The 16676-nt window shown below is 63.3% G+C and carries 15 protein-coding genes; 9 read left to right on the top strand and 6 right to left on the bottom strand.

Going from position 1 to position 16676, the window contains the following annotated elements:
* Positions 1-84 precede the first annotated feature (84 nt).
* The 4 genes from B4L76_RS17165 (at position 85) to groL (ending at position 3653) form a co-directional block, all read left to right on the top strand.
* Positions 85-816 (top strand): HugZ family protein, encoded by a 732-nt coding sequence (locus B4L76_RS17165; RefSeq protein WP_296234147.1) that lies wholly within the window; start codon positions 85-87, stop codon positions 814-816.
* 67 nt (positions 817-883) lie between these two features.
* A complete protein-coding gene (locus B4L76_RS17160; protein ID WP_296234146.1) occupies positions 884-1345 on the top strand; it encodes an FxsA family protein in 462 nt (153 codons plus the stop codon).
* A gap of 324 nt (positions 1346-1669) precedes the next feature.
* The gene (locus tag B4L76_RS17155; RefSeq protein WP_003260750.1) at positions 1670-1963 is read left to right on the top strand and encodes a co-chaperone GroES; all 294 of its coding nucleotides are present in this window, start codon (positions 1670-1672) and stop codon (positions 1961-1963) included.
* Between the two features lie 49 nt (positions 1964-2012).
* Positions 2013-3653: a chaperonin GroEL gene (groL, locus tag B4L76_RS17150; RefSeq protein ID WP_296234138.1), complete on the top strand. Its 1641-nt coding sequence runs from the start codon at positions 2013-2015 to the stop codon at positions 3651-3653.
* A gap of 203 nt (positions 3654-3856) precedes the next feature.
* On the opposite strand, the gene B4L76_RS17145 is transcribed toward groL, so the two are convergent.
* Complete coding sequence (locus B4L76_RS17145) at positions 3857-4585, bottom strand: phosphatase PAP2 family protein (RefSeq protein WP_296234137.1); 729 nt, start codon at positions 4583-4585, stop codon at positions 3857-3859.
* 182 nt (positions 4586-4767) lie between these two features.
* Between B4L76_RS17145 and colR the strand changes: the two genes are divergently transcribed.
* From colR to B4L76_RS17120, 5 genes are all read left to right on the top strand, one after another.
* A complete protein-coding gene (colR, locus tag B4L76_RS17140; RefSeq protein ID WP_003255215.1) occupies positions 4768-5451 on the top strand; it encodes a two-component system response regulator ColR in 684 nt (227 codons plus the stop codon).
* Positions 5441-6745 carry a sensor histidine kinase gene (locus tag B4L76_RS17135; protein WP_296234136.1) on the top strand — a complete coding sequence of 435 codons (1305 nt, stop codon included), beginning with the start codon at positions 5441-5443 and terminating at the stop codon, positions 6743-6745. Before colR ends, B4L76_RS17135 begins: the two co-directional genes overlap by 11 nt.
* Before the next feature lie 107 nt (positions 6746-6852).
* On the top strand, positions 6853-7536 hold the full coding sequence (locus B4L76_RS17130; RefSeq protein WP_296234134.1) for a class I SAM-dependent methyltransferase: 684 nt from the start codon (positions 6853-6855) through the stop codon (positions 7534-7536).
* Positions 7537-7542: 6 nt separating this feature from the next.
* A complete protein-coding gene (locus B4L76_RS17125) occupies positions 7543-8244 on the top strand; it encodes a lipopolysaccharide kinase InaA family protein (RefSeq protein WP_296234133.1) in 702 nt (233 codons plus the stop codon).
* The gene (locus B4L76_RS17120) at positions 8241-8474 is read left to right on the top strand and encodes a hypothetical protein (protein WP_296234132.1); all 234 of its coding nucleotides are present in this window, start codon (positions 8241-8243) and stop codon (positions 8472-8474) included. Before B4L76_RS17125 ends, B4L76_RS17120 begins: the two co-directional genes overlap by 4 nt.
* Before the next feature lie 106 nt (positions 8475-8580).
* Here B4L76_RS17120 and B4L76_RS17115 read toward each other — a convergent pair whose 3' ends face one another.
* The 5 genes from B4L76_RS17115 to B4L76_RS17095 all read right to left on the bottom strand — a co-directional run bounded on the left by B4L76_RS17115 (position 8581) and on the right by B4L76_RS17095 (position 16627).
* Positions 8581-11625 carry a multidrug efflux RND transporter permease subunit gene (locus tag B4L76_RS17115; protein ID WP_296234130.1) on the bottom strand — a complete coding sequence of 1015 codons (3045 nt, stop codon included), beginning with the start codon at positions 11623-11625 and terminating at the stop codon, positions 8581-8583.
* Positions 11626-11637: 12 nt separating this feature from the next.
* Positions 11638-12783 carry an efflux RND transporter periplasmic adaptor subunit gene (locus B4L76_RS17110; RefSeq protein WP_296234129.1) on the bottom strand — a complete coding sequence of 382 codons (1146 nt, stop codon included), beginning with the start codon at positions 12781-12783 and terminating at the stop codon, positions 11638-11640.
* Between the two features lie 232 nt (positions 12784-13015).
* Positions 13016-14113 carry a DUF1513 domain-containing protein gene (locus tag B4L76_RS17105; RefSeq protein ID WP_296234128.1) on the bottom strand — a complete coding sequence of 366 codons (1098 nt, stop codon included), beginning with the start codon at positions 14111-14113 and terminating at the stop codon, positions 13016-13018.
* Positions 14114-14115: 2 nt separating this feature from the next.
* Positions 14116-15180 (bottom strand): imelysin family protein, encoded by a 1065-nt coding sequence (locus tag B4L76_RS17100; protein ID WP_296234126.1) that lies wholly within the window; start codon positions 15178-15180, stop codon positions 14116-14118.
* 19 nt (positions 15181-15199) lie between these two features.
* The gene (locus tag B4L76_RS17095; RefSeq protein WP_296234124.1) at positions 15200-16627 is read right to left on the bottom strand and encodes a di-heme oxidoredictase family protein; all 1428 of its coding nucleotides are present in this window, start codon (positions 16625-16627) and stop codon (positions 15200-15202) included.
* Positions 16628-16676 lie beyond the last annotated feature (49 nt).

Below are 16676 nucleotides of genomic sequence, written 5' to 3'. Positions count from 1 at the left end.
GGGGGGGCGCGCAGCGGCCCCATTGGCACTGGACCCGAAAATGCTATCGTGTGGCCACCCAGTCTGCCGCCAGGAGCCCGCCCAGTGAGTACCACCGCCATCCGCCCCGCCCGGGAACTGTTGCTCAAGGAATACCGCGGCGTACTCTCGACCCATTCGCGGTCGATGCCCGGCTACCCGTTCGGCTCGGTCGTGCCCTATTGTCTGGACGCCCAAGGCAACCCGCTGATCCTGATCAGCCGCATCGCCCAGCACACCCACAACCTGCAGAAAGACCCCAAGTGCTCGCTGCTGGTCGGTGAGCGTGAGGCCGAGGACGTGCAAGCCGTAGGACGCCTGACGGTAATGGCCGAAGCGCACAAGCTGGTGGACGGGGCTGCCATCGACGCCGCCGCCGAACGCTACTACCGCTATTTCCCGGACGCCGCCAACTACCACAAGGCTCACGACTTCGACTTCTGGGTGCTGCAACCTGTACGCCACCGTTACATCGGCGGCTTTGGTGCGATCCACTGGCTTGACCAGGTGACCCTGGCCAACCCGTTCGCCGGCAAGGCCGAGGCGAGCATGGTCGAGCACATGAACAGTGACCATGCCAACGCCATCGCCCACTACGTCGAACTGGCCGATTTGCCACGCCATGCGCCCGCGCAACTGGTCGGGGTGGACAGCGAGGGCATGCACCTGCGTATCGGTCAGGCGGTGCACTGGTTGCCTTTCCCACATACTTGCAATACGCCGACACAAGTCCGTGAAGCCCTGGTTTTGCTGGCGCGCGCCGACCAATGGCCGGCCGTGGCCAAGGTCGAGGCTTGAAAAGCCGAGCGCACGCATCCATCTGTGGGTCTTACAGGAAGGTTTTCTTCCGACGAGGAATGCTTTGATGCGTGCTTTTCTACTGTTGTTTCTCCTGTTTCCCGTGCTGGAGCTGTTCGTCTTCGTGAAGGTCAGCGCCGCCATCGGTTTCTTCCCGGCGCTGCTGTTGATCATCGCCGGCTCCGCGCTGGGTGTGCTGGTGATGCGGGTGGCCGGGCTGGCCACCGCGCTGCGTGCCCGGGAAAGCCTGCAGCGTGGCGAACTGCCCGCCGAGGACATGTTCCAGGGCCTGATGCTCGCCGTCGGTGGTGGCCTGCTGTTGCTGCCAGGTTTCATCAGCGACGTGTTGGGCCTGCTGTGCCTGCTGCCATTCACCCGTCACCTGGCCGCCCGCAAGATGCGTGAGCGTGCCGAGGCACAGGCCGTGCGCCAGCGGGCATTCCGCGACGACCCGTTCCAGCCGCAGCCGCGTGATGGCGGCCACCGCCCGAATGTGATCGAAGGCGAGTACGAGCGTCGCGACAAGTAAAGATCGGGGGCCGCTTTGCGGCCCTTTTCGCGATACAAGGCCGCTCCCACACGGGAGGCAAGCGGCCTTTTGTGGCGAAAGGGGCGCGCAGCGGCCCCTGTGTTTTGCCGGGACCAACCGGCTGATGAAAAAAATTCTGAAGCAAGCCTTGTAATTGAATATGAAGGCCTCATGTATGTGGTCACCGCAAGGTTTCTGGTGGCGACACCAGACATGACTCAGGCGGTTCGCCCAGCGCGAGCGGCCTTCCGGCTACGCCGGACAGCATCAACCCGCCGGTGTCGACACCGGCCGATGAAAACCACAATTTGGGAGAGATCGACAATGAAGCTTCGTCCTCTGCATGACCGCGTCGTTATCCGTCGCAGCGAAGAAGAATCGAAAACCGCTGGCGGTATCGTCCTGCCGGGTTCGGCCGCTGAAAAGCCAAACCGCGGCGAAGTAGTCGCCGTCGGCACCGGTCGCATCCTGGACAACGGCGAAGTGCGCGCGTTGGCAGTGAAAGTGGGTGACAAAGTGGTTTTCGGCCCTTACTCGGGCAGCAACACCGTGAAAGTCGATGGCGAAGACCTGCTGGTCATGGCCGAGAACGAAATCCTCGCCGTCATCGAAGGCTGATTTCCCCGACTTCCCGTTACTCCAAAGAATTCCAAAGGATTAAACGATCATGGCTGCTAAAGACGTAAAATTTGGTGATTCCGCCCGTAAGAAAATGCTCGTTGGTGTCAACGTTCTGGCTGATGCCGTAAAAGCGACCCTGGGCCCGAAAGGCCGCAACGTGGTCCTGGCCAAGAGCTTCGGCGCGCCGACCATCACCAAGGACGGCGTTTCCGTCGCCAAGGAAATCGAGCTGAAGGACGCCTTCGAGAACATGGGCGCCCAGTTGGTCAAGGAAGTCGCTTCCAAGGCCAACGACGCAGCCGGTGACGGTACCACCACCGCTACCGTCCTGGCCCAGGCCATCGTCAACGAAGGGCTGAAGGCCGTCGCTGCCGGCATGAACCCGATGGACCTGAAGCGCGGTATCGACAAGGCCACTGCTGCCGTCGTTGCCGAACTGAAGAACCTGTCCAAGCCATGCGCCGACTCCAAGGCCATCGCTCAGGTCGGTACCATCTCCGCCAACTCCGACAGCTCCATCGGTGAAATCATCGCCGAAGCCATGGAAAAAGTCGGTAAAGAAGGCGTGATCACCGTTGAAGAAGGCTCGGGCCTGGAAAACGAACTGTCTGTCGTGGAAGGCATGCAGTTCGACCGTGGCTACCTGTCGCCGTACTTCGTGAACAAGCCGGACACCATGGTTGCCGAGCTGGAAAGCCCGCTGCTGCTGCTGGTCGACAAGAAGATCTCCAACATCCGTGAGCTGCTGCCAGTGCTGGAAGCCGTTGCCAAGGCCGGCCGCCCGCTGCTGATCGTTGCCGAGGACGTCGAAGGCGAAGCGCTGGCTACCCTGGTGGTCAACAACATGCGCGGCATCGTCAAGGTTGCTGCGGTCAAGGCACCGGGCTTCGGCGACCGCCGCAAGGCCATGCTGCAGGACATCGCCGTCCTGACCGGCGGCCAGGTCATCTCCGAAGAAATCGGCCTGTCCCTGGAAACCGCCACCCTGGAGCACCTGGGTAACGCCAAGCGCGTCATCCTGTCCAAGGAAAACACCACCATCATCGACGGCGCTGGTGCCGACGGCGAGATCGAAGCACGCGTCAAGCAGATCCGTGCCCAGATCGAAGAAACTTCCTCGGACTACGACCGTGAGAAGCTGCAAGAGCGCCTGGCCAAACTGGCCGGTGGTGTTGCCGTGATCAAGGTGGGTGCCGGCACCGAAGTTGAAATGAAAGAGAAGAAAGCCCGCGTTGAAGACGCCCTGCACGCTACCCGTGCAGCCGTTGAAGAAGGCGTGGTGCCTGGCGGTGGTGTGGCCCTGGTGCGCTCGCTGGCGGCCATTGCCAACCTCAAAGGCGACAACGAAGACCAGAACGTCGGTATTGCCCTGCTGCGTCGCGCTGTCGAAGCGCCGCTGCGCCAGATCACTGCCAACGCCGGCGACGAGCCAAGCGTTGTCGCTGACAAGGTCAAGCAAGGTTCGGGTAACTTCGGTTACAACGCTGCTACCGGCGAATACGGCGACATGATCGAGATGGGTATCCTGGACCCAGCCAAGGTCACCCGCTCGGCGCTGCAAGCTGCTGCTTCGATTGGCGGTCTGATGATCACCACCGAAGCCATGGTTGCCGACCTGCCGGAAGACAAGCCAGCTGCTGGCATGCCTGACATGGGCGGCATGGGTGGCATGGGCGGCATGATGTAAGCCAGCCTTACCCCCTGCACCAACAGAAAGCCCCGGTTCGCTAGAACCGGGGCTTTTTTGTGCCTGGCGTGGGTTGCAGGGCGCCTGTGAGATCGAGCGCCGCGCGGGCGGCGCTCGATCTACGCACCACCTCGAAACCCAAGGCAGGCACCTGGCAGCCTTGACTCCATCTTCCGGCGGAACGACCGCGAAGCGCCCCCCGTTCAGGCGACGCTACGCTCAGCGGCAGGTACCTCAGCCATTCCCCGCCGATACAGAACCAGGTAATACGAGCCCAAGCCGATCAACCAGCAGAACACCGCCGTCCAGACGTTGTGTGACAGGAAATGCGCCCCTTGCATCATCCGCCCCAGCGACAGTACCGACCCGGCAACGAAAGCCAGCGCCAATGCTGCCCGTGCCAGGCGCGGTTTGCGGTCTCGCAGCATGAAGAACAGTCCGAACAGGCAGAAACCGGTCGCCGCATGCCCGCCCGGCCAGCACAGCCCGGGTTTGTCGGTAGCCGGGCGTGGTTCCAGCAGCTTGCTGTAGGTTTCGCTGCCGCCGAACTGGGTGAGGCTCCACGGGCATTGCACCTGGGTCACCTTCTTTAGCGGCGTGACGAACGCCGTGGACAGGCCCAGTGCCAGCACCAGGCAACCCAGCTCGCGGCGCCAGCCGAACAGGCGCTTGCAGAAGAAGCTTGCGGCAAAGGTCAGCAGCGACAATACCCCAAGCAGGATCACCCCCTGCTTGACCCGGTCATGCAGGATGTTCTCCAGCAAATAGCTGTGACGGCCGATGAACTGGCCCGCCGCGGGGTCGAAAAACAGTTTGGCGATGTCCATGTCGACCGAGGTCAGTTCCAGCAGGATCAAGCCCAAAGCGGTCGCCAGGGGAATCCCCAGGTACAGCCAGAAATTGATCGGGCGGGGTCGGGTTGCTAGCTGCATGACGGCTCCAAGGACGCGGAAAAGATCGGGCATTGTCGGCTGCCCGCTATCCTGTGTCCGTGAAGGATCAGTGAAAAAACCGTCAGGTCCGATGAATTTTGCCCGGGGCTGGCACCCTGCAGGCATAGGCCTTAAGCTGCGCCTGCCGCGCTACAGCGAGAAGCGCCGCACAGGAGAAACCGATGCGCATTCTTTTGGTTGAAGACAACCGCGATATTCTGGCCAACCTGGCCGATTACCTGGGCATGAAGGGCTACACCGTAGACTGCGCCCAGGATGGCCTGTCCGGCCTGCACCTGGCCGCTACCGAGCACTACGACCTGATCGTGCTCGACATCATGCTGCCTGGCATAGATGGCTACACCCTGTGCAAGCGCTTGCGCGAAGACGCCCGCCGCGACACGCCGGTGATCATGCTCACTGCCCGCGACCAGCTCGATGACCGCCTGCAGGGCTTCCGCTCCGGGGCCGACGATTACCTGCTGAAACCCTTCGCCTTGTCGGAGCTGGCCGCGCGCATCGAAGCGGTGCTGCGCCGTGCCCAGGGGGGCGGGCGCCGCACCCTGCAAGTAGCTGATCTCAGCTACGACCTGGATACCCTCGAGGTTACCCGCCAGGGCCGCCTGCTCAAGCTCAACCCGGTCGGCCTCAAGCTGCTTGCGGTATTGATGCAGAAGAGCCCGCACGTGTTGCGCCGCGAAGTACTCGAAGAAGCCCTGTGGGGCGATGATTGCCCTGACAGCGACAGCCTGCGCAGCCACGTGCATCAGTTGCGCCAGGTGATCGACAAACCGTTCGAAAAACCGCTGCTGCACACCGTCCATGGCGTCGGCTACCGCCTCGCCGAGGGCCGCGATGGAGTTTAAGCAAAGCCTTGCCCAGCGCATCATCATCGCCTTTGCTCTGATGAGCGCGCTGGTGGCCGGGGCCTTCGCCTTTGGCATCGTCGGTACTGTGCACCTGGTCGAGGAACGGCTGATTTCCTCCGTACTGGGCGGTGACCTGCAGCGCCTGCTGCGCATGGACAGTGTCAGCGACTGGAGCCACCGGCCGCGCCCTGACCAGTTGTTCTACTTCAGCGGCGGGCGCGACGACTTCGAACTGCCCAAGGACCTGCGCCACCTCGACCGGGGCTTCCACGAGGTGTTCCGCGACCAGCTGTCGTACCACGCCATGGTCGAGATCGTCGATGGCCGCCGCTACGTCCTGCTGCAGGACCAGAGCGACTTCGAAGAACGCGAGCGCCTGCTGTTTGCGGTAGTGGTGGTGGGCTTCGTGCTCAGCCTGGTGCTGGCAGTGATCCTCGGTTGGCTGGTGGCGCGCCGGGTGATGGCACCGGTTATCCGCCTGGCGCGACAGGTGCGCCATCGTGACCAGTTGCTGGGCCTGGCGCCGCCGCTCGCGCCGGACTATGCGGCGGACGAAGTCGGCCAGCTGGCGGTAGCATTCGACGATACCTTGGGCCGCCTGCGTGACGCATTGACCCGGGAAAGGCTGTTCACCAGCGACGTCAGCCACGAACTTCGCACGCCATTGATGGTGCTGGCCACTTCATGTGAACTGCTGATGGAGAACCCCAACCTCGATGCCCGCTCGCGCAGCCAGGTGGAGCGTGTGGCAAGGGCTACGGAGGAGATGCGCGAGCTGGTCAAGACCTTCCTGATGCTGGCCCGGGCACAACGCGACGAGGGCGCGGTGGCCTCGCGCGCCACCCTGCGGGAAGTGGCAGACGAACTGGTCGGCGTGTGGCGTGACACCATCGAGCAGAAAGGCCTGGCCTTGTATTTCGACGGCCGCGTCAGTGCCAGTACAGTGCTGTACAACGCTACCTTCCTGCAATCGGTGATGGGCAACCTGTTGCGCAATGCCGCGCACTATACCGACAGCGGCTACATCCGCCTGAGCCTCGAGGCTAACGGTTTCAGTGTCGAAGACAGTGGCGTGGGTATTCCCGAAGAGCAGCGCGAGGCCATGTTTCGGCCATTCGTGCGCGGTGATGAACGGCGTGGCGAAGGCCTGGGCTTGGGCCTGTCGTTGGTGCAGCGAATCTGCGACGACCAGGGTTGGCATGTGACCCTGACCTCAACCCAGCCGCACGGCTGCCGTTTCCACGTCGACCTGAGCAATTCCGCGACCAAGGGCGATCCTGAGGCAGAGTAAACTGCTGTTACAGGTCGCTGCGGCGATGACGTTTTTTTCACACCAGCATGACCTGATTCCAACGCCTGCTTGCCTATTGTGGGTGGAATGGAATCAGGAGATGCCCAATGCGTAGTCCCATCAAGCTTGAATTTTCCGAGAAGTACGACAAAGAACATGCCCGTGAGTACTTTCTCAAGCACCAGGATGGCCTGGCGCGACGTCTTTCCCACAAGCGAGATGAGCAACTGGCGCGTCGCGCCCTGGCATTGGCAGGAGAGCCTGGCCTGGTCCTCGACCTGCCATGCGGCGCTGGCCGCTTCTGGCCGTTGCTCGCAGAGAAACCCAACCGGGTGATCATTGGCGCCGACAACTCCGAGGCGATGATCGAGACAGCCTGTGCAGCACAACCGCCAGAGGTGGTAGCGCGGGTACGTCCCTTGCAGACTTCGGCTTTTGCCATCGACCTGCCGGACAATTCGGTGGACAGCATCTTCTGCATGCGGCTTTTCCATCACATTGGCGAAGCTGCCCACCGAAAGACCATTCTTTCGGAATTTCAGCGAGTTAGCCGTGATAGTGTGATCCTGTCATTGTGGGTGGATGGCAATTTCAAGGCTTGGCGGCGGAAGAAGCTGGAGCAACGCCGCAACGCTCGCAAAGCCGCGCAGGACAATTACCAGAACCGTTTCGTGTTACCGGCTGAAACGGTGGAAGAAGAATTCAGGGCCGCCGGCTTCAGAATCCAGGAACGCCTCGACTTCCTGCCGTTCTATGCCATGTGGCGGGTCTATGTATTGCGTAAGGGGTAGTGTTTGATGGCTGTAGCCCGGAAAGGGGAGTCGCGGTTCGATTTTTACTGGCGCCAGCAGGGCGAGTGGGTCGAGGAGCCAAACCAGCGTCGCGGTGGCGAGAGTGGCGTGCAACGCCTGAACGATGCCAATGGCAAGCTGCTGTATGCCAAGCGCCAGGTCGGGCACATCTACCGTAGCCTGCTGCACCCTTTCGGTCGGCCGACCGTATTGCGAGAACTCGATGCTTTGAACAGTTTCGAGCAGTTGGGCGTGCGCGTGCCGCGCATCGTCTTCTGTGGTGCCGAGCGTGATGCCGATCGTCAATGGCGTGCGCTGCTGGTTAGCGAAGCGCTCGACGGTTTCGTCGAACTCGATACCTGGCATGCCGAAGGTGCCCGCGAACGTTATCCGCAGGTGGTGCACGAGCGCATGCTCAAGGACCTGGCCGACAACCTGGCGCGCATGCACCTGGGCCACTGGCAGCACGGCTGCCTGTATGGCAAGCATGTCTTCATCAAGGTGATTGGCGAAGGTGAGCAGGCCCAGGTCGAGGTCGCGCTGCTGGACCTGGAAAAGTGCCGGCGACGTATCAGTTGCCAGCGTGCGGCGGGCAATGACCTGCGCCAGTTGCGCCGCCATTCGTCGTTGAACGACGCGGAATGGCAAACATTGCTCTATTTTTACCAGATGGCGTTTGGCAGCGCTGTCAAAGGGTTAGGGCAATGAAACTAGAAATAGCTCGAGCTTTGTTCCTGGTAGTTGGCCTGGCGGTGACCACCGTGGCGGTGGCTGCGTGGGAAGAGCCGAAGCCGACAGTGTTCAGCAGAGCCGATATGGCCGACCAGTGCGCGTTGCCGCGGGAAGTGAAACCGCAGCAACAGGCCAAGGTTGCGCCTGATCAGGACCTGCTGTTGTTCCTGTTCGGCATGCGCCAGGGGTTGCGGCCGTTTGGTTGAACCCGGCACCAGATGGAAATGCCAGAGGCCTCGCGATTGCGGGGCCTCTGCATTTTTGCGTCTGCCTTGCCGGCCCCTTCCTGGGTTTACCCGCGAAGACGCCGGTTCAAGCCACCGCTGTCTGCCTGGCCACCTCCTTGTGCGCCAGCAAGGTATAGATGCAGGGCAATACGAACAGAGTGAACAGCGTGCCGATCGACATGCCGGTAGCGATCACCGTACCAATGTCAAAACGGCTGACCGCCCCCGCCCCGGTCGCCAGAATCAGCGGGACCATGCCAAACACCATCGCTGCGGTGGTCATCAGCACTGGCCGCAAGCGAATCGCCGCCGCTTCCTCGATCGCCTCACGCACGCTCAGGCCCTGTTCCTCGCGCAACTGGTTGGCGAACTCGACGATCAGGATGCCATGCTTGCTGATCAGGCCGATCAGCGTCACCAGCCCGACCTGGGTGTAGATGTTCATGCTTGATACACCGAGGAACAACGGCAGCAACGCGCCGCAGATCGACAACGGTACCGTCACCAGGATCACCAGCGGGTCGCGGAAACTTTCGAACTGCGCCGCCAGCACCAGGAAGATGATCGCCAACGCCAGGCCGAAGGTTACCCAGAGTGCGCTACCTTCCTGCACGTATTGGCGAGCCGCCCCGGCATAGTCGAAGGCGAAGCCCTCCGGGGCTTCCTCGCGGGCGATGCCCTGCACGGTCTGCAGCGCCTCGCCGAGGCTGACCATCGGCACCCCCTGGATGATCGCCGAGTTCAGTTGCTGGAACTGGTTGAGCTGGCGGGGGCGAGCGCGGTCGCTGAGGGTAATCAGCGTCGACAAGGGCAGCAGCTGGCCCTGGTCGTTCTTCACGTAGTAGTTGTTCAGCCAGCCTGGGTTGTCGCGGTAGGGCCTTTCAACCTGGGCAATCACCTTGTAGCTGCGGCCTTCGAGGGTGAAGCGGTTGATTTCCCCTTCGCCCAGCAAGGTAGCCAGGGTGCCGCCCAGGGTATCCATCGATACCCCCATCTGCGCTGCCTTGGCACGGTCGATATCCACCACCACCTCGGGTTTGTCGAACGCCAGGTCGATATCGAGGAAGGCGAACTTGCCGGACTCCTGGGCGCGGGCCTTGATGCGCTGGGCGACCTCCAGCAGGGCAGGGTAGTCACCGGCACTGTTGATCACGAACTGGAACGGCAGGCCTTCGCCAGTACCGGGCAGCGATGGCAGGTTGAAGCCGAAGATCTGCAGGCCGCCGATTTCCTCGAGCTTGGCTTGCACCAGCGGCAGCAATTCCATTTGCGTGCGTTCGCGCTCGTTCCAGGGTTTGAGCAGGAAGCCACCGATGCCGGTCTGCACGCCGTTGAAGCCATTGATCTGGAACGAGGAGTAGTACTCGGGGAAGGTCTTGAACAGCGGGGTGAACGTGTCGGTATAGGCGTTGAGGTAATCCAGGTTCGCCGTTTGCGGCGAGCTGCTCATCATGAAGATCACCCCCTGGTCCTCGTTGGGCGCCAGTTCGTTCTGGGTGAATTTCAGCAACACCGGGATCAGGCAGAGGATGATCACGGCGAATACCAGTACCACCGGACGGCTGTCGAGGGTGGCGTGCAGCAGGCGTTGGTAGCGCACTTTCAGGCGTTCGAACAGCATGTCCAGGCGGTGTGCCAGGCCGCTGGGGTTCTGCTCCTGGCGCAACAGCAGGGCACACATCATCGGTGACAGGGTGAGTGCCACGACGCCGGAGATGATCACTGCACCGGCCAGGGTCAGGGCAAATTCCTTGAACAGCGCGCCGGTGAGCCCGGTAAGGAAACCGATCGGTGCATACACCGCTGCCAGGGTGATGGTCATCGACACCACGGGCATGGCGATTTCGCGAGCACCTTCGAGGGCGGCATCGAACGGCGACTTGCCCTCTTCCATGTGCCGGTGGATGTTCTCCACCACGACAATCGCATCATCCACCACCAGGCCGATGGCCAGCACCATGGCCAGCAGCGTCAGCAGGTTGAGCGAGTAGCCCATCATCTGCATGAAAAACAGCACGCCGATCATCGATAGCGGAATGGTCACCACCGGGATCAGCACCGAACGCAGGGCACCGAGGAACAGGAACACCACGACAATGACGATCAGCACCGCTTCGCCGAGGGTCTTGATCACTTCGTCGATGGAGGCCTGGATGAACAGCGTGGCGTCGTAGGCGATCGACACCTTCAACGCCGAGGGCAGCTGGCTTTCCAGCTCGGGCATAATGCGCCGCACTTCCTTGATCACGTCCAGCGGGTTGGCCGCCGGGGTGGCCTTGATGCCGATGTACACCGACGGGGTACCGTCGAACGAGCTGACCGTGTCGTAGTTTTCCGCCCCCATCTCGACCCGGGCCACATCGCCGAGCAGCACGCGGCTGTCACCGCTGGTCTTGACCGGCAGGGCAGCGAAGGCCTCGGCCGACTTCAGCTCGGTGCTGGCGTTGATGCTGGTGACCACGTATTCGCCCTTCACCTCGCCGGCGGCGGAGAGGAAGTTGTAGCGGCGCACGGCAGTGGTCACGTCGCTGGCCGACAGGCCATGGCCGGCCAGTTTTACCGGGTCGAGCCAGATGCGCATGGCGAACACCTGGTTGCCGAGAATCTCCGCCTCGGCCATGCCCGGCAGGGTGGCCAGCTTGGGCTGGATGACCCGCGACAGGTAGTCGGTAATCTGCGGGTTGCTCATCTCCTTGCTGTAGAAGCTGATGTACATCAGTGCCGACGCATCGGCGGCTTCCTTGCTCAGGACCGGGTCCTCGGCATCCTGGGGCAACTTGTTGCGCACTTCGTTGGCCTTGGCCAGCAGTTCTGTGAACAACCGGTCGCTGTCGGCACCGATGCGCGCGTAGATGGAAATGATCGAGAAGTTCTGGCGGCTCACCGAGGTCATGTAGTCGATGCCTTCGGCGCTGGCCAGGCTTTGCTGCAAGGGCTGGGTGATGTAGCCCTGGATGGTTTCGGCGTTGGCGCCGGGGTAGGCGGTAGTGACCGTGATCAGGGCGTTTTCCATTTGCGGATACTGGCGGATCTGCAGCTTGCTCCAAGCCTGGAAACCCAGCAACAGGATCAGCAGGCTGACCACGCTGGCCAGCACCGGGCGGCGGATGAACGGGTCGGTGAATGCCATGCCAGCCTCCTGTCAATTGCCCGGCGCGCCCGCTTCGGGCTTGAGGGCTTGGTCCTCGCCGATGCGGATTGCGGCCCCCGGGGTCAGTTTCAGTTGACCGGCGGTGACCACCTGGTCCCCGGCCTGCAGGCCCTTGCTGACCACCACCACACCGTCACGGCGCTCGCCGGTCTGCACCGTGCGCTGCTCGGCGGTGAGCTGCGGCTGGCCCTTGTCGTCGTTCAGCGGCTTGCCGTTCTTGTCCTTTTTCGGCGTGGCGATGTACACCGAGTTGCCATACAGGGTGTAGGTGATGGCGCTCTCCGGCACCACCACTTGTGGCTGCGGGTTGGGCAGCAGGATCAGCAGGCTGGCGAACATGCCCGGCAGCAGCTTGCCGTCCGGGTTGGCCATGGTCGCGCGCACCAGCAGGTTGCGCGTGGCTTCATCGACCTTGGGGTTGATCGCGCTCAGGCTGGCGGGAAAGGTCTGGCCGGGGTAGGCCGGCACCTGCACCAGCACCTGCTGGCCCACGCTCAGGCGCGGCAGGGCCTGTTCCGGCACGTTGAAGTCGACATAGAGGCTGGACAGGTCCTGCAGGGTGGCGATCACCGTACCGGCGGCCAAATAGTCGCCGACATCCACCTGGCGTATGCCGATAGTGCCGCTGAACGGGGCGCTGATGCTCTTCTTGGTCTTCGATGCCTTGAGTTGCTCGACCAGTGCCTGGTTGCGCCGGTACTGGGCGGTGAGGCGATCGAACTCGCCGCGGGAGATGGCCGCGTCACCCACTAGTTGGCTGCCGCGGCCGAAATCGACCTTGGCCAGGCCGAGGTCGGCCAGGGCGGTGCCGAGCAAGGCGGTTTCCTGGTCGTCATTGAGTTGCAACAGCAGTTGCCCGGCCTTGACCTGCTGGCCGGAGTCGAAGTGCAGGGCCTTGACGATGCCTTCCACCTCCAGGCTCAGTTCCACCCCCTGGAGCGCCTTGAGGCTGCCAACGGCGGGCAGGCGCTCTTGCCACGGGCGCTGCTCGGCCAGGGTGGCCGCCACGGTGATGGGCGGCCGTGGGGCAGTGAATAGCTGGATCTGCTGGTAGATCGAGAAGGCTTTGTAGCCCCCCAAGGCCAGCACGATCAGCAGAACCACGGCCAACATGATGAGCATGCGGCGGCGCAGCATAGGTCCGTTTCCTTGGATGCAATTGTTTTTTGTTTGGACACGACAACGGGCGATCCTGCCCACGTGTGGATGAGGGAATTATCGACTGTTTTTTGCGGGAAGGGGAGTGGCTTGCCTGTGCCGCCCCTTCGCGGCTGAAGCCGCTCCTCCAGGGGGCGCGTGGTCGGCGGCTTGTGCGGTCCCTGTAGGAGCGGCTTCAGCCGCGATATGGTCAGTACGGCCAACCCGAAGATCAGACCAGGTGCAGGTGATTATCCCAGAAACCGGACGGCAGGTTCAGCGGCTGCCCGACCAGTTCGGTCTTGCGGCAGTCATAGAAGCGGCAACGGCCTTGCCCGGAGGTAACCACGAAACCATCCTGTACCGCGCCAACCCCGGCGCAATCAGGCATCGGTGCGTCCAGCCGCACCGCGCCGGTGTCCAGGTGCCAGATGAACAGGCGGTTGGCCCGTGGCGCGGTCAGCGCGACCAGCCGCAACTCGCTGTGGATGGCGACACTGGCGGTGTACTGCGCCATGGCCTGCAACTGCTGCTGCGGCACCGGGAAGGCCTTGAATGGCTCGCCCGGACGCTTGATCGCCAGCAGCTCGGCGGTCTCGTCGGCAGCCCCCATGAATTGCTGGCAGGCGGCGATGGTGCCGTCGCTGCCCACCGCCAGGTGGCGTACGCTGTTCATCTGCTGGGCCAGGGTTTCCTTGCTCAGCAGGGTACCGTCGCGCTGCATCAGCACCAGGCTCGGCTGCATGGCGTCGAGGTTCATCTCCACCCGGCTTTCGGCTTCGGTGCGGATACCGCCGTTGGCCACCACCAGTGTCTCGCCGTCTGGCAACCAGGCCAGCTCGTGCGGGCCGATGCCGTGGGTCGGCAGTTCGCCGCTGTGCACCAGGCGTTCACCCGCGAAGCGGTACACGCCGAGCACGCCACGCCCGGGGTCGGTGGTGTCGTTCTCGGTGGCGTATAGCCATTCGCCACTCTTGTGCACCACCGCATGGCCGTAGAAATGCCGGTTCGGTTGCGAGTGTACGGTTTGCAACAGGCGCCCGTCGCGCAGGTCGACCAGGTAGCTTTCGGTGCCGGGGCGGCGGGCGACGAACAGGGCGATCGGCAGTTGCGGGTGATGGATGATGGCATGGCAACGCTGGGCGACCTGGGTGCTGAATACCTGGGTACCGTCCAGGCGGAACCCGACCGCGTAGTGCTTGCCGTCGCCGTCGTCACGCGCCGACAGCAGCAGCGGTTCGCTGCCTTTGTTGCGGAACAGGCTCCAGCCGCCCAGGGTGAGGGCGCTGAGCAATACGCTACCGAGTTTGAGGGCCTGGCGTCGCAGCATGATCAGTCACCGTCGTTGGCATTGAAGCCCAGCTGGATGTTCAACGCCTTGGCCAACTCGCCTTCATGCAGGCGATGGACGACGTTGAGGCTGTCGTAGATCTGGTTGAGGGTTTGCTGGCCGGCCTCGTCGGCCAGCAGTTCACCCAGGGTCTTGTGGTTGTCGGCCAGCAGTTTGAGCGCGCTCGCGTAGGCATCGTCGATCTTGTCCGCCAGGGCTTTCTGGTCGCTGGGTAGCAGGCCGCGCAGGCCCTGGTTGTCGACCCCGACCCACACCGCTTCGGCGGCCTTGAGGCTGGCCTGCAGGCTGTTCAGCGAGTTGTGGCTGCGCCAGGCTTCGGCCTGCAGCGGCTGCGGGATGCCCTTGCTCTGGCGCCCCATCGGCGCGCCGAGCTTCTTCTTCAGGCTGTCCAGCGCAGTGACCTGGGCACGCAGCAGGTCGGCGATCGCCTCATGAGAGTCGGCGTAGCGCTGGTTGGGGAACTTGGTCATCTGCGACAGCATGCCGTCGGTGCTGTTCCAGCGCTTGAGGATATCTTCGGCCAGCGCCTTCTGGTGTTCACCGATAGCGACCAACAGCGGGCAGTAGCGGGCCTTCTGCTCGGCCGTGGCGATGTCCGGCTTGCTGTCGAACAGGATGTATTCGTAGGCCGAAAGGCCACGCACCACGACACTGGCCTTGCCCAAGGCCTCGGCATCGACCGGTGTGTCGGCGCTGACCAGTTGCTCGACCTGGCGACCGACCAGGTTTTTCTTGTCGGGCCAGAACTGTACCTGCCAGGCGCGGTTGCCTTCAGCCAGCGGGCCGACCAGCAGCGGTTGCAGTTCGGCCCAGGCCTTTTGCGCGTTGAGGAAGTCGGCACGGGCCTTGTCCAGGGTTTCCTTGCCTTCGCAATAGGCCAGGGCGCTGGCGGCCAGCATGCGGTCGGCTTCGACCCAGCGGCTGTAGGTGGGCAGGATCACCTGCTTGGCAATTGCAGCGGAGGTCACGGCTTGCGGGTCCTGCGGCGAGCAGGCACCGAGGGCGAGTGCGGCGAGGCTGGTGAACAACAGTTTGGGTCGGAACATGCCGGCTCCTATGCGCGTTTCAAAGTGAGTTCAGGAAAGCCAGCAACGCGGCGCGCTGCCCGGCATCGAAAGTAAGCACGACATTGCGCGCTGCCTCTGCTTCGCCGCCGTGCCAGAGCACGGCTTCGAGCAGGTTGCGGGCGCGGCCATCGTGCAGGAACTGGCTGTGGCCGCTGACCGTTTCGCTCAGGCCGATACCCCACAATGGCGGGGTACGCCAGTCCTGGCCGTTGGCGGCGAATTCGGTGCGTTCGTCAGCCAGGCCCGGGCCCATGTCATGCAGCAGCAGGTCGCTGTAGGGGCGAATCAGCTGGTTGGCCAGCTCCGGCTCGGTGGCATTGGCGGCCGTGGTGAACTGCGGTGTGTGGCAGCCCTGGCAGCCGGCCTGGTAGAACAGGTTCTTGCCGGCCAGTACCTCTGGCGCGCCCACGTCACGGCGCGCCGGCACGGCCAGGTTGCGGGTGTAGAAGGTGACCAGGCGCAGGATGTTGTCGCTGACTTCCTTCTCGCCATCGGCACCGTCACCGTTGGGGGCGGCCAGGCAGGCGGCCTGGGCCGGCGTGCAATCGTCATTGGGTTGCAGGGTGGTGGTCAGGCCCATGTCGCCGGCAAAGGCGTGCACGTTCTGCTGGTTGACGTTGGGCTGCCCGGCCTTCCAGCCGAAGCGGCCGACCACGGTCTTGCCCAGGGCGTCGTCCCATACCCGGTTGGCGCGCCCGCGGATACCGTCGTGGTTGCGGTCGTCCGGGTCTTCGTTGGCCAGCAGGTCGGCTTCGGGGATGGCTTCGAGCAGGCCCAGGCCGATCATCGGCGGCGCCACCCGCGCCGAAAAACGCGTGTCGGGGTGCATCGCGCCATAGCCGAGCTGGGTGATCTGCAGGGCCGGCTTGCGCAGCTCGACCTGGTAACCATCCTTGAACGTCAGCGTTTCCTGGGTATAGCTGACCCGTACCTTGCCTTCCGGTGCCACGCCGGGGATGGCCATGTCCTGCAACTGGGTGCCATAGACCGGCTCCGGCACCACGCCGAGGCGCTCGACCACCTTGGCCAGGTAGGGCTGGTCGGGGATCGACAGGCGCACCAGCATCGACACTGCGTTGCTGTCGCCCGGCTCTGGCGGGTGGCCGCGGCCGTCGCGCACGTGGCAGTTCTGGCAGGCATTGGTGTTGAACAATGGGCCCAGGCCGTCACGTGCCGTGGTGGTGGACGGGGCGATCACCCAAGGGTTGCGAAAGAAACTGTTGCCCACGGCGAAATCCAGGCGCCGCTCTGGCGAGAGGTTGGCCGAGGGCAGGGAATAGGCGTTGCGGTCATTGCGTTGCACGGTCGCCGTGCCAGCCGACAACGCTTCGCCGGGCTCGGCCTGGGTGAAACGCGGCGCGTCGTCACAAGCGGCGAGGGCAAAGGCCAGCAGCAGGGGGGAGAGTCGAAACAGCGACGAGGACATCGAGGATCCTGGGCGTGAGCGAAAAACCGGCGTGCAAGCTTAGCAGGCC

The sequence above is a fragment of the Pseudomonas sp. UBA4617 genome (assembly GCF_002386445.1).
In the GTDB taxonomy this organism is placed as follows: domain Bacteria; phylum Pseudomonadota; class Gammaproteobacteria; order Pseudomonadales; family Pseudomonadaceae; genus Aquipseudomonas.
This window is presented reverse-complemented; position numbering and strand designations above follow the sequence as displayed.